Here is a 13,207-nt window from a genome sequence, read left to right on the forward strand (position 1 = left end):
CATTGGTCAATTGTTGAAAGGGATGAAGAGTATGTCACAGCTGAACTTTGAAGAAAATTTATTAACTAAAGTAGCCTGGTACTATTATAAAGATCAATTAACACAACAAGAGATTGCTTCACTTCTTCATATTTCAAGAAATAAAGTCGTCCGGTTATTAGATAAGGCACGCAGTGAAGGTATCGTTACATTTCATGTAAAAGGAACCGGTTTGCATTGCTTGAGCATTGAACGTGACTTAATGAAAAAGTTCCACTTGAAAGATGCCTTTATTATCCCTACTCCAATAGACAATTATGCTACTTCTCTAGGAAAAGCCGCTGCACAATATTTAGAGACTCATCTCCAACAAGGTGATTTACTCGGCATCGGCTGGGGTGAAACAATAAGTAAAATGCTAGAAAACATTCATTTTGAAAGTTCTATTAATCTTTCATTCGTAACGCTAACAGGCGGAGTAAACCACTATCTTCCAAGAAAACAAAACTATTTACACTACATGCAAGGTGATCTTCATATTATTCCTACTCCTTTTCTAGCATCTTCTACTGAAATGGCACAAAGTATTTTATCAGAACCAAGTGTGAAAGATATGCTTCATGTCGCTTCACTTGCACATACGGCAGTTGTCGGTATTGGCGGGTTATCTCAAGACGCTACGATTGTAAAAAAAGAAAAATTAACGCTACGTGAAATGACATATATTCGAAGTCAAAACGGGGCGGGCGATATTTTAGGACAGTTTTATAATACGAATGGTGATTTATTAGAGCTCTCGCATCATAATCGTCTAATTGGCACACCACTTACGATTCTTCGCAGTATGAAGCATGTCATTGGTGTGGCTGGAGGTACTCAAAAGATAGATGCCATATATGGGGCTTTAAAAGGGAAATTTATTCATACATTAATTACTGATGAAGAAACTGCGCTCTCCTTATTAAGAAAGGAAGGTGATTCTTAATGTCTACTTTATTAGCTTTCGATGCTGGTACAGGAAGCATTCGAGCTGTTCTCTTTGATTTACATGGCAATCAAATTGCAGTAAGCCAAAAAGAATGGGTTCATAAAACTGATCCTCGTTACCCCGGTTCTATGAATTTTGATGTAAAAGAAAACTGGCAATTTGTACAACAGTGTACGAAAGAAGTTCTGCAAAAAAGTAATATACTTCCCTCTTCTATTCAAGCTATTAGCGCTACAAGTATGCGAGAAGGTTTTGTTTTATATGATAAAAATGGGCAAGAAATATGGGCATGTGCAAATGTTGATGGCCGTGCATCCGCTGAAGTTAGTGAGCTAAAAGAAATCCGCTCACATCTTGAAGAAGATTTATACAGAAAATCTGGGCAAACTTTTTCATTGGGTGCTTTACCACGTCTACTTTGGATTAAAAAAAATGAACCAGACGTCTACAACAGTATTCAATCCTTTTCGATGTTAAATGATTGGATTTTGTATAAATTAAGCGGCGTACTGCAAATCGATCCTTCCAACGGTTGTACGTCCGGAATCTTTGATTTACAAAATAGAAATTGGGATAACGAAGTCGCTAAAGAATGTGGTATAACGTTGCCATTTTCACCAAAAGTAAATGAAGCTGGCACTGTGATTGGTAATGTTACAAAAGAGTGTGCAGCACTAACTGGTTTACTTGAAGGAATTCCTGTCGTCGCTGGTGGCGGTGATGCTCAAATGGCAGCACTCGGGACTGGAGTCGTAAAGCCAAATCAAACTTTAATATGCGGCGGCAGCTTTTGGCAACAGGAAGTGAATATTACAGAGTCAACAACGGATTCAAATGCTACAATTCGAGTAAATTGTCACGTCGTTCCGAACCTTTGGCAATATGAAACGATTGCCTTTTTCCCTGGCCTCGTTATGCGTTGGTTTCGAGACGCTTTTTGCCAAGAAGAAAAAAAGTTCGCTGAAAAACTCGGTGTAGACGCTTATGAATTATTAGAAGAACAAGCGAAAGACGTACCTGTCGGTTCATATGGTATTATCCCTACTTTTTCAAACGTTATGAACTACATTTCTTGGCGTCATGCCGCACCTTCATTCTTAAATTTAAGTTTAGACGCTGACAAATGCGGAAAAAAGGAAATGTTCCGTGCTATTGAAGAAAATGCGGCCTTCGTTACACTTGGAAACTTAAAACTAATTGAAAATCTTACTGGTACATTCCCTTCTGAAGTTGTTTTTGCTGGCGGTGCCGCTAAAGGGAAACTATGGCCACAAATTCTATCAGACGTACTCGGCATTCCTGTAAAAGTACCAGTTGTGAAAGAAGCAGCTGCTTTAGGAACTGCAATTGCTGCTGGAGTTGGCGCTGGCATATATTCATCTATGGAAGAGACTGCCGAACAATTTGTACAGTGGGAAAATACATTTGAACCAATCACTGAAAATCACGAGCTATACAAAGAATTCTATGAAACATGGAAAACCGTGTATAGCAGTCAGCTCGCTTTAGCTGATAAAGGACTTACAACACATATGTGGATTGCACCTGGTGCACTGTAACTCATTTACATAAAGGAGTGAACTGTATGTTAAAAGCGAATGAAAATGATTTCTCCTATCGCTTCGGTGATAACGGGCCGAAATATTTAATACAAGGCCCGAATATTGATCTTGGTCTTGTTGTCATTCAGCCTGGGCAAGAATTTCAAAATCATTACCATACAACGTGTGAAGAAGTTTTTTATGCGTTAGAAGGTGAAATAGATTTCTATGTGAATAATGAAAGAGTTCCAATTAAACAAGGTGATGTCCTGCAAGTTCGTCCTCATGAATCTCACTATCTGATTAACCATTCTGACAAACCTTTTAAAGCTGTTTTTATTAAGTCACCACATTTACCAAATAAAGATACTGTACAAACGGAAAATCCAACATTAACGAAGGAGTGATTTGGAATGACTTGGGGATTTAAAAATCGATTAAATACAATTTTACCTGATGGTAGAGCGGTTATGTTAGCAATAGATCACGGTTATTTCTTAGGACCAATTCACGGACTAGAACAACCACTTGAAACAGTTAAAAACTTACTTCCTTATACAGACTCCCTCTTTTTAACGCGCGGTGTACTTAGCTCCTGCATTCCTGAAAACTGCAGCACACCGATGGTTATGCGTGTATCTGGCGGCGCTACTGTCGTCGGTAAAGATTTAGCGAATGAAACAATTGTTACACCTGTGAAGGAAGCAGTGAAGCAAAACGCAATTGGCGTTGGCGTTTCTGTTTTTGTCGGATCAGACTATGAAACACAAACTGTTACAAATCTCGCAAATGTAGTTTCTGAAGCTCATGATTACGGCCTACCAGTACTCGGCATTACCGCAGTCGCAAAGGAATTACAAAAACGTGAAGCTCGCTTTCTAGCACTTGCTTCCCGCGTATGTGTTGAAATGGGTGCTGATATTATTAAAACGTATTACTGCGAAGGATTCGAAAAAATAACGAGCACATGCCCTGCCCCAGTCGTCATCGCGGGTGGCCCAAAACTAGATTCAATTGAAGACGCATTAAACATTACGTACAATGCATTGCAAGAAGGCGCTATCGGAGTAGACATGGGCCGGAACATATGGCAATCCGAGCACCCAGCTGCGATGATTCAAGCAATACATGGTATTGTGAAAAATGGATTGAATGTGAAAGAGGCACTTGAACTTTATGATGATGTGAAGAATTAATGTGAAAAGACAGACTATTTATTAGTCTGTCTTTTTTGTTAAAATAAAGTAAAGGAGGAATGATTATGCGAAGAATGACTTTCGAACGTCCTACCGATCATTACGATGAACGCTTATACTCTATTGATGAAAAAATTTGCGCCCTATTAAAAGAACGAAAAGAACTTTCAGGTGATGACCCAGGTTTTCCACATAATGAAGCGATTTATAAATGGGCTAAGCAATACGAATTCTATCCAGACTATCTAAACTCATTATTCTCTTCCATGATGGATGAAGAAGAATTTAAACCTCGCGTTGAACCAACTGGCTTCAAAAAACATGTACCTGTTTTTAAAACTTATGAACATAATGGCGTCATGTATACTGTAACTTTTATTCGGCAATATGCAAATGCTAGTGTAGTTTATTTATATAGCGATTGGGATTCCACGGATGAAGATTTTATTGAAAATAAGCCTCATAGTTTCTTCCAATTATCAATAGATGATACATACGATTGCTGGTCAGAAGGTGGTGGCGGCACCGATGGACATATGAATCATCAATTCGTTATATCTCCTGTCCTTCCTGATAATTTGTCTGGAATAAGCTTACGATTTAAAGAACTCAGTATGCCGTTTAGGAAAGATCAAGCTGTGCTTGAATTTGAAATTCAGATAGACAAATAAAGTGAGACTTTAATCAATCCACAAATAGTAAGATAAATAAGGTAATAAAATAAACAAGCCCCTTTCCAAACTGGATAAGGGGCTAAATATACACCTTCAAATGATTACTCTTGGTGATTACTATTAAGCTTTGAAACTTTCTTACCTTCTCTATAATCAAGACAAGACACTTCAATTAATAAGCCATTAAATACTGTAAAATAAAAACCATAACTACTACCTCGCATCGAATAAGGTTCCTTATCTATTTCAATGCCGCCTGCTACTAAACGATTATACGCTTGATCAACTTCATTTGAAGTATCCACTAAAAAACCAATATGAAAAGCTTCCGGATACGTAACTTCCTTATTCCCTTTAAATGCTTTTGGATCACTTAGCACAAGTATAAATCCACTCTCATCACTCATAACTACAAGTGCTTTCCCTTTTTGTTCCAAAAATTGGAAATCAAAAAATGTTTCAAAGAAATGTCTCGCTTCTGATAAGTCATCAACACATAAATTTAAATGATTCAGCTTCATGTACTCATCTCCTTTTAAACAGAAGGTATATAGACTCATTTTCATAACACTTAAATATGTAAGGCAAGATATTCAAGCGTTCCATCTAAGACTATGCTTTATAAGTCTAATATTTTTTTCTATAGCCTAGAACGTTTTTTAAATGAATGAAAGATTTTCTATCATTCCCATCCCCCCAGTAATAAAAAAAGAGGATACATGTTTGCTTTTACAACATGTATCCTCTACTTATATATTACGACTGCTGATAAGCCGCTTTCGATGATTTTACATAATAAACTGCATGATCCACATTAATAATATGATCTGGTTTTGGTTTACCACGGCCTGCTCTATGTCCAGCTAAGTGTTCTTCACTTGTTTCCCAGTTTTTCCATGCTTCTTCAGATTCCCAGCGAATCATTACGACAACTTCTTCGTCGCCGCGTCTTACTTTTTTCACAAGAACACTTAAATCGATGAAGCCTTCAAATTTTTCAATAATACCTTCTCCAGTGAAACGTTCTACAACTATATTTGATGTACCTTCTTTTACTGTAAATGTTTTCGTTTCGATAAACATATATCCCACTCCCTCTTTGTTATACGAATACTAGTATTCTTCTATTATAATTGATTATGATAATTATTTTCAATTGTAAAGTTTTAATTTTTTGAATTATGCTGATTTCTTTTCTATCGCCTCATCTAAAAATTTGAAATATGGAAGTAACATCCCTATTAAAGATGTAACACATATAATTGCACCGATGATTACATATAGCGCTCTTACTCCCCACATTTCACTCAATATTCCCCCTACTAACACACCTAATGGCATAGCGGATCGTATAAAAAATAAACGCACTGAAAATACTTGTCCTATCATATTATTTGGGACGGTTTGTTGGCATATTGTCGTGTTATGAACATTGAAAAATGCAATACAAATCCCTGCTATTACTTCAATTATTATTGCAATGATAATACTATGATTGAATCCTAATGAAATGTATGTGAGTCCCCCTATAAACAATCCTCCGAGCATAAGTATACGCCGGCTTTTATATGTTACTTTTCCGACTAGTATAGATCCAACTACATAGCCAAGTGGGAATCCGGCCATAAAATAACCATATTCCGCATATCCCGCTGATAGCTCGTCTTTTATATAAGGAAGATTTGTGACCATCGTTACCCCAACTCCAAATTGCACGAAAGTAAGAAATATACCGAGCCAAACGATGATTGGTTTTGTGAAAAAATATGTAAAACCGTGAAGAAATTGTTCTAGCCACGTTTTCCGAATAGGTTGCGACGTTCTATTTTCTTTTATATAAAATAAGAAAGCACCACTAACAAATAGACAAATACATACGAAAGATAATGTAAGTTCTGTTCCAATCAAATGAATGACTACTCCGCCTAATACTGGCGCAAGAAACATCATAAGGCGAGTCATTCCATCAATGTACGCATTTGCATCTTGAAGTTGTTCTTTCCCTACAATGCTCGGTGTAATTGCTTGACTTGCAGGTGTATAAAGTGGTGTAATAAGTCCCACTACAATTTGAACAACATAAATGTGCCAAACTTCTATACTACCTGTAACTAGCATCACCAAAGGTAATAAAAATACAGACGCTCGTATCCATTGTGAAAATATCATAATCCACTTCCGGCTCCATTTATCAATAAATGGGCCACTTATTAATTGCAATATGAGTGATGGGATGAAATATAATAGCCACATACTACTTAAAGCCATTTCCGATCCTGTTAATTCATATACTAGAATTGAATTACATAACGTTCCGAAAGCCCCTCCTAATTCTGAGATTGCACTACCAATCCACATAAAAAAGAAAGAACGATTTTTCAATACACTCTTCACTATAGCTCACCAACTTTTCTCTTAAATTCCTCCCTTTATGTACATTCTTGTTGCATATTATCTATTCAAAAACGCTTCTAATTCTTTTGCTAACGACTGTACTGCTTTCTTCCTTAATACATATTTTCCGTCATGTATATCAACTAACTTCGCTGCACGTAACAATTTCAAATGATGGTGTACTGTCGATTTACCAAGCTGCAATCTTTCCGTTATTTCCTGTAAAGTACGTTCTTTTTCAAACAACATTTTTACAATTCGCAATCTCGCTTCATCCCCAAGAGCCTTATGTTTTTGAACTAAAAAATAATTCGGTTCATACGAATCTTCAGGATGAATGCTTTCATTCGCAACTGGATAATGAAATACTTTCGTATCTTCAATATCTGCTTCAATATTCCACGGTCTGTACGTCATTTGCGGAATAAGAAGTACGTGATGAACACTTGGCTCTGGCATATAGTTCACTCCGCCAGTTGCCCACTCGACAAACTCTTCCGGTTTCATCTTTTTATTCATTTCATTTTTTGCTTCATAATCTCGTTTTAATATAGAAAGTATTTCTTCTTCCTCTTTCTTAATTACACTCTCATACCAACCTGTCATAACAGCAATTAAATGAGATTTCAGCACTTGGACATCAACATCACATATAAAACGAATATACGTAGAGAAAAACTGATGTTCTTGTGTCAGTTCCATTAGTTCATGTATTGCAGTTACGTTTCCACTTGCCGCTAAAGTTCTTTTTTCTTGGTACTTCTCTCCTAAAAACGGTAAACATATATACTTCAAACCTTCTTCTGAAAGTAAATCAATTTTAAAATTAAACTGCGATAAATCTTGAAAATCCTCTTCATACAACAACTGAAGCAATGCTTTCCACGTATTATGTTCTTCTACAAACTGTAAGTGTTCTCTCATCTCATTTGTTAATGATTGTCTAATTCCTTCCCATTCACTTTCAGTCTTTTCAAGTGTATCAATTAACCTTTTATGAGTAATTGCTGCAATGCCAAGTGCACATTCGAAAAGTATCGAATATTTCACCTGAACGTTGTATGTTTCCCTCTTTTTACTCTTTATGTGATAGACCTCCATTTTTATCCCCTCCTTGTTTGCTATGTATTAAATTCTATTTTTATCGAATTTTACCTTCTATTCTTTTAGAATTTACAAAAATATAAATTAAACCACATTCATTCTAAATTAAGAAGAATAAGAGCTTTTTTATATACAAATAATAAAGCTCAAGGAGTGGTTGACATGCATTTCATATTAAATATGTTAGGGATTTTCGTTGTCATATTAATCGTTTTCTTATGTTCGCCTAATAAAAAACATATAAAATGGAGACCAATTGTAATCCTCATCATATTGGAGCTTTTTATTACGTGGTTTATGTTGGGCACAAAGCTAGGCAGTATTATCATTAATAAAATTGCGTCATTTTTCAGTTGGCTACTGGCATGTGCGAATGAAGGAATTCGATTTGCATTTCCTTCCGCTATGGACAGTCCACACATTGATTTCTTCTTTAGCGCGTTACTTCCTATCATTTTTGTTATCACGTTCTTTGATATTCTTTCTTATTTTGGAATCTTAACTTGGATTATTGATAAAGTAGGTGCAGTTATTTCAAAGATTTCTCGTTTACCAAAGTTAGAAAGTTTCTTTTCGATTCAAATGATGTTTTTAGGAAACACCGAAGCACTTGCGGTTGTTCGTGATCAATTATCTGTTTTAAAAGAAAATCGATTATTAACTTTTGGAATTATGAGTATGAGTAGCGTTAGCGGATCCATTCTTGGTGCTTATTTATCAATGGTTCCAGCAACATATATTTTCAGTGCAATCCCATTAAACTGTATTAACGCATTAATTTTAGCCAATGTATTAAATCCTGTGGAAGTTTCGAAAGAAGAAGACGTTGTTTACACACCTTCCAAACATGAAAAAAAGGATTTCTTTTCTACTATTTCAAACAGTATGTTAGTCGGGATGAATATGGTTATCGTTATTTTAGCCATGGTAATTGGATATGTAGCTTTAACAGCATGTTTAAATGGGATTTTAGGCTTTTTTGTAACGGGGTTAACAATTCAAAAAATCTTCTCCATTATCTTTAGTCCTTTTGCATTTTTACTCGGTTTATCAGGCAGTGATGCTATGTACGTAGCTGAATTAATGGGGATCAAAATAACGACGAATGAATTTGTTGCAATGATGGATTTAAAATCAAACTTAAAGTCGCTACAACCGCATACGGTTGCGGTTGCAACGACATTTCTAGCTTCTTTTGCTAACTTTAGTACAGTAGGTATGATTTACGGAACTTACAATTCATTATTTGGCGGAGAAAAATCATCAGTCATCGGTAAAAATGTTTGGAAGCTTCTTGTTAGCGGGATGGCTGTTTCTTTATTAAGTGCTATGCTCGTTGGGCTATTTGTATGGTAAATAATTTTTATAATAAAAGACACTCAGGCCAATTGAGTGTCTTTTATTATTATTTTCGAATTTGTCCATTTCCACGAATCACATATTTTGTAGAAGTTAATGCTGGAAGCCCCATTGGTCCTCTTACGTGTAACTTTTGTGTACTGATACCAATTTCCGCTCCGAATCCAAATTCGGATCCATCTGTAAAACGAGTCGATGCATTATGATAAAGTGCCGCGGCATCTACAGAAGTAAAAAACTTGCTGACGTTTTCCTCGTTTTCAGTAATAATTGCTTCAGAATGCATAGATCCATACGTATTTATATGATGAATCGCTTCTTCAACAGTGGAAACCACTTTCACTGCTAGTGTAAGAGATAAAAATTCTGTCCCCCAGTCTTCTTCTGAAGCAAGTACAATTGAAGAATCCATTGCAAATGCTTTTTGATCACCATGTAGCTCCACGCCTCTACCCTTCAAAGAAGAAAACAACTCGCTACCATATTTCTCTGCCCACTTCTCATGAAGAACAATCGTTTCAATCGCATTACATACAGATGGACGCTGCGTTTTTGCATTCACAATAATATCCAATGCCATTTGTTTATCCGCTGTTTCATCAATGAAAATATGACAATTTCCCGCACCTGTTTCAAGTACTGGAACAGACGCTTCTCTCACAACAGTATCGATTAATTGTTTGCCACCTCTTGGAATAAGAACGTCTAGATAATCCTTCATTGTAAACAACTGCTTTGCGCTATCTCGCGTTGTATCTTCTATAAGCTGGACGCTTTCTTGAGGTAAGCTTGTTTGTTTGAGCGCCCTGTGAATAACGGCAACGATCGCTTTATTAGAATGAATAGCAGAAGAACTACCACGTAATATGACTGCGTTTCCTGTTTTCAAACAAATTGTAGCAGCATCCACTGTTACATTCGGTCTTGCCTCATAAATCATCCCAACAACACCAAGTGGTACGCGCATTTCCTGAATAGATAGTCCATTTGGCCTTTCCCATGCACTTACACATTCTCCTACAGGATCACGTAATTCAATTAGCTGCTTAATCCCTTCTGTCATATCAACAATACGCTGTTCATTCAGCATAAGGCGATCAATGAGAGAATCAGAAAACCCTTTTGCCTTACCTTCTTCTATATCCCGTTTGTTTTCCTCTAAAATATAAGCTGTTTCACTTATTAATTGATTTGCAATTGCAGCAAGTGCTTCGTTTTTTTGATTTGTAGATTTTAGTACAAGTTCCCTAACAACCTCTTTTGCTTTTATCCCCTTTGCCAACACTTCATTCATTTTTATTTCCTCCTTTTTAAAGTGAAACCCAATGATCCCTATGGATGACTTCATAACTATGTCTCTCGCCTCTTGACTGAATATCTTGGCTTTGCATACCTTTTACATCTCTTAATTCCTCTGCACTATATGTGCATTGTCCTTTTCCTATTACGCGCCCTTGTTGCGTTACAACCTCTACAACTTCACCCACTTGGAAAAATCCTGATACATTCGTAACACCAGCTGGAAGTAAACTCTTACCATGCTGAATGATGGCAGTAGCCGCCCCAGCATCTACTTCAATTTGTCCGCTAACAAGCGAATGCAAGGCAATCCATTGCTTGTTCATCTTCATTTCTTTTTGAGGAGCATTACCGACATACGTTCCATCCCCCTTACCCTTCAAAACATCTACAAACTTTTCCTGTCCACGTCCTGTTCCGATAAATACACTCACACCAAGAGAGAGTGCTGTCTTTGCAGCATCGATTTTTGATTTCATACCGCCAGTCCCAAGTTTTGAGCCAGCATCTCCTGCAAGAGAAGAAATTTCTTCCGTAACTTCAGGAAGAAAATAATATTTTTTTGCATCCGCATTTTTCTGAGGATTTTTGTCATATAACCCGTTCACATCCGTAAAGATCATAAGCATATCCGCCGAAACAAGCCCGCTTACTAAAGCTGACAGCATATCATTATCACCGAACGTCAGCTCCTCTAAAGAGATGGAATCATTTTCATTAATAATTGGAAGAGCGGAACGGTTTAATAATTCTCCTAACGTAGCGTAAGCATTACTATACTGTTCTTTTCTAGAAAAATCACTTCTCGTCAACAAAAGTTGCGCAGTAACGATGCCATATTTACGGAATTCCTCCGTGTACGCCTGCATTAACAAACTTTGTCCGACAGCTGCTGCAGCCTGTTTCCCTTTAATCGTTACAGGTCTGCTAGGATATCCTAGCGCTGAAAAACCTGCAGCGACGGCTCCAGATGTAATTAACACAACCTCGTGCCCATCTTCTTTCAACCGAGCCAATGCGGCAACGTGATCTGAAAGCTGTTCTGTAGAGATGCCTCCGTGACTATCTGCCAAGGAACTACTCCCAATCTTTACAACAACTCGTTGTTTTTTCACTTTTTTATCCCCCAAGTCTAAAATCAAAGTTTTTTATAAATTACACTTCATTCACTTTGTAACTATATCTATTCTCATCAATGCTGCACTGAAGTATTTAAGAGCAAAATAAAAATGACCGCTTCGCCCTTAATAAAATAAAAAGGACGAAACGGTCATTGTTCCGCGGTACCACCTTAATTGATATACATAGATATCCACTTGGTGCCTATAACGCAGGCGAACGCCTAAACTTTCATTTAAGACTCAGGGATAGGTTCGATATATTCTATACGAGGAATCTTTCAGCCGGTGAATTCCACTCTCTTTCGCAAGAAGACATATGTACTAATTCCCTTCAACGATTTTCAATCTAATTTTTTTATATTATGCGATATAGTTCGATTCGGTGTCAAGAGGTATTTTTAAAAATAAATAGAGCCGCAAGTTATTTGTATGAAATTATCGCCCTACTGAATGAAAATACAAAATGATATAAGTTTAACTCATATTCATAAACATAAAATCTTAAATTATAGTGTATATATTTACATAATGTCGAATATAATTAATTTTTATCTTTTAGTGTTGCAAAAAGGAATATATTCTCTTAGAATGTTTCTTTATATTGCACAGGGATGTTATTCTTATTCTAAGAAAATAATATCAAACCGATATAATTGATTATAAAAGGAGCAAGATTGAGTTATTATGGATAAACAAATTGGATTCATCGGTTGCGGAAATATGGGAATGGCTATGATTGGCGGAATGATAAACAAAAATATAGTGTCTTCAAATCAAATTATTTGTTCAGATTTAAACACTGCTAATTTAAAAAATGCTAGTGAAAAATATGGGCTAACTACAACTACCGACAACAATGAAGTAGCTAAAAATGCTGATATTTTAATTTTATCAATCAAACCAGACCTATACGCGTCAATAATTAATGAAATAAAAGAAGTAATCAAAAACGATGCTATCATCGTTACGATCGCTGCTGGGAAAAGTATTGAAAGTACTGAAAATGCATTTAATAAAAAAGTAAAGGTTGTAAGGGTAATGCCTAATACTCCTGCTCTTGTTGGAGAAGGAATGTCTGCATTATGCCCGAATGAAATGGTGACAGAAAAAGATTTAGAAGATGTACTAAACATTTTCAATAGTTTTGGTCAAACAGAGATCGTAAGTGAAAAATTAATGGATGTTGTCACATCCGTAAGTGGTTCTTCACCAGCTTATGTATATATGATTATAGAAGCGATGGCAGATGCTGCTGTACTAGATGGTATGCCAAGAAATCAAGCATATAAATTCGCTGCTCAAGCTGTGTTAGGCTCTGCAAAAATGGTACTAGAAACAGGAATACATCCAGGTGAATTGAAAGATATGGTTTGTTCTCCTGGTGGAACGACAATAGAAGCTGTAGCAACATTAGAGGAAAAAGGATTACGAACAGCAATTATTTCAGCTATGCAACGTTGTACGCAAAAGTCTGTTGAACTATCTGGTCAAACTAAAAAATAAAACTATAAAAGAGATTACGTTAGCTATGAATTCACATAATTTTAATTAA

The 13,207-nt window shown here is 36.3% G+C and carries 13 protein-coding genes and 1 other annotated feature; of the genes, 7 read left to right on the top strand and 6 right to left on the bottom strand.

The window, feature by feature from the left end:
• Positions 1–13 precede the first annotated feature (13 nt).
• From QCI81_RS01890 to QCI81_RS01910, 5 genes are all read left to right on the top strand, one after another.
• The gene (locus QCI81_RS01890; protein WP_141241028.1) at positions 14–964 is read left to right on the top strand and encodes a sugar-binding transcriptional regulator; all 951 of its coding nucleotides are present in this window, start codon (positions 14–16) and stop codon (positions 962–964) included.
• Complete coding sequence (lsrK, locus tag QCI81_RS01895; protein ID WP_071732039.1) at positions 964–2,526, top strand: autoinducer-2 kinase; 1,563 nt, start codon at positions 964–966, stop codon at positions 2,524–2,526. The genes QCI81_RS01890 and lsrK overlap by 1 nt, the downstream gene beginning before the upstream one ends.
• A 26-nt stretch (positions 2,527–2,552) precedes the next feature.
• Positions 2,553–2,915, top strand: a complete 363-nt coding sequence (locus tag QCI81_RS01900) for a cupin domain-containing protein (protein WP_000909986.1) — start codon at positions 2,553–2,555, stop codon at positions 2,913–2,915.
• 6 nt (positions 2,916–2,921) lie between these two features.
• Positions 2,922–3,704 (top strand): 3-hydroxy-5-phosphonooxypentane-2,4-dione thiolase, encoded by a 783-nt coding sequence (lsrF, locus tag QCI81_RS01905; protein ID WP_000219782.1) that lies wholly within the window; start codon positions 2,922–2,924, stop codon positions 3,702–3,704.
• Positions 3,705–3,769: 65 nt separating this feature from the next.
• Entirely contained in the window at positions 3,770–4,375 is a 606-nt protein-coding gene (locus QCI81_RS01910) for a hypothetical protein (RefSeq protein ID WP_071732038.1), read from the top strand.
• Positions 4,376–4,479: 104 nt separating this feature from the next.
• Here the strand turns inward: QCI81_RS01910 and QCI81_RS01915 are convergent, their stop codons facing one another.
• From QCI81_RS01915 to QCI81_RS01930, 4 genes are all read right to left on the bottom strand, one after another.
• On the bottom strand, positions 4,480–4,899 hold the full coding sequence (locus QCI81_RS01915) for a VOC family protein (protein WP_000773084.1): 420 nt from the start codon (positions 4,897–4,899) through the stop codon (positions 4,480–4,482).
• Between the two features lie 235 nt (positions 4,900–5,134).
• A complete protein-coding gene (gene hmoA / locus QCI81_RS01920; RefSeq protein WP_000469496.1) occupies positions 5,135–5,461 on the bottom strand; it encodes a heme-degrading monooxygenase HmoA in 327 nt (108 codons plus the stop codon).
• Positions 5,462–5,557: 96 nt separating this feature from the next.
• Entirely contained in the window at positions 5,558–6,772 is a 1,215-nt protein-coding gene (locus tag QCI81_RS01925; RefSeq protein WP_071732037.1) for an MFS transporter, read from the bottom strand.
• A 57-nt stretch (positions 6,773–6,829) separates the two neighbouring features.
• Positions 6,830–7,873: an ArsR/SmtB family transcription factor gene (locus QCI81_RS01930; RefSeq protein ID WP_071732036.1), complete on the bottom strand. Its 1,044-nt coding sequence runs from the start codon at positions 7,871–7,873 to the stop codon at positions 6,830–6,832.
• A 165-nt stretch (positions 7,874–8,038) separates the two neighbouring features.
• Between QCI81_RS01930 and QCI81_RS01935 the strand changes: the two genes are divergently transcribed.
• The gene (locus QCI81_RS01935) at positions 8,039–9,232 is read left to right on the top strand and encodes a NupC/NupG family nucleoside CNT transporter (RefSeq protein ID WP_000545482.1); all 1,194 of its coding nucleotides are present in this window, start codon (positions 8,039–8,041) and stop codon (positions 9,230–9,232) included.
• A gap of 49 nt (positions 9,233–9,281) precedes the next feature.
• Here the strand turns inward: QCI81_RS01935 and QCI81_RS01940 are convergent, their stop codons facing one another.
• Both QCI81_RS01940 and proB read right to left on the bottom strand, forming a co-directional pair.
• Positions 9,282–10,529: a glutamate-5-semialdehyde dehydrogenase gene (locus QCI81_RS01940; RefSeq protein ID WP_071732035.1), complete on the bottom strand. Its 1,248-nt coding sequence runs from the start codon at positions 10,527–10,529 to the stop codon at positions 9,282–9,284.
• 16 nt (positions 10,530–10,545) lie between these two features.
• On the bottom strand, positions 10,546–11,649 hold the full coding sequence (proB, locus tag QCI81_RS01945; RefSeq protein ID WP_071732034.1) for a glutamate 5-kinase: 1,104 nt from the start codon (positions 11,647–11,649) through the stop codon (positions 10,546–10,548).
• Positions 11,650–11,788: 139 nt separating this feature from the next.
• Positions 11,789–11,999: a binding site (T-box leader), on the bottom strand.
• Between the two features lie 340 nt (positions 12,000–12,339).
• Between proB and proC the strand changes: the two genes are divergently transcribed.
• Positions 12,340–13,158: a pyrroline-5-carboxylate reductase gene (proC, locus tag QCI81_RS01950; protein ID WP_000360725.1), complete on the top strand. Its 819-nt coding sequence runs from the start codon at positions 12,340–12,342 to the stop codon at positions 13,156–13,158.
• Positions 13,159–13,207: the final 49 nt, after the last annotated feature.

It is taken from the genome of Bacillus cereus group sp. MG20 (assembly GCF_040459885.1).
In the GTDB taxonomy this organism is placed as follows: domain Bacteria; phylum Bacillota; class Bacilli; order Bacillales; family Bacillaceae_G; genus Bacillus_A; species Bacillus_A cereus.

Coding starts and splice junctions, on each gene's coding strand:
- lsrK (WP_071732039.1), top strand. CDS start 964: ATGTCTACTTTATTAGCTTTCGATGCTGGTACAGGAAGCATTCGAGCT.
- QCI81_RS01900 (WP_000909986.1), top strand. CDS start 2,553: ATGTTAAAAGCGAATGAAAATGATTTCTCCTATCGCTTCGGTGATAAC.
- lsrF (WP_000219782.1), top strand. CDS start 2,922: ATGACTTGGGGATTTAAAAATCGATTAAATACAATTTTACCTGATGGT.
- QCI81_RS01910 (WP_071732038.1), top strand. CDS start 3,770: ATGCGAAGAATGACTTTCGAACGTCCTACCGATCATTACGATGAACGC.
- QCI81_RS01915 (WP_000773084.1), bottom strand. CDS start 4,899: ATGAAGCTGAATCATTTAAATTTATGTGTTGATGACTTATCAGAAGCG.
- hmoA (WP_000469496.1), bottom strand. CDS start 5,461: ATGTTTATCGAAACGAAAACATTTACAGTAAAAGAAGGTACATCAAAT.
- QCI81_RS01930 (WP_071732036.1), bottom strand. CDS start 7,873: ATGGAGGTCTATCACATAAAGAGTAAAAAGAGGGAAACATACAACGTT.
- QCI81_RS01935 (WP_000545482.1), top strand. CDS start 8,039: ATGCATTTCATATTAAATATGTTAGGGATTTTCGTTGTCATATTAATC.
- QCI81_RS01940 (WP_071732035.1), bottom strand. CDS start 10,529: ATGAATGAAGTGTTGGCAAAGGGGATAAAAGCAAAAGAGGTTGTTAGG.
- proC (WP_000360725.1), top strand. CDS start 12,340: ATGGATAAACAAATTGGATTCATCGGTTGCGGAAATATGGGAATGGCT.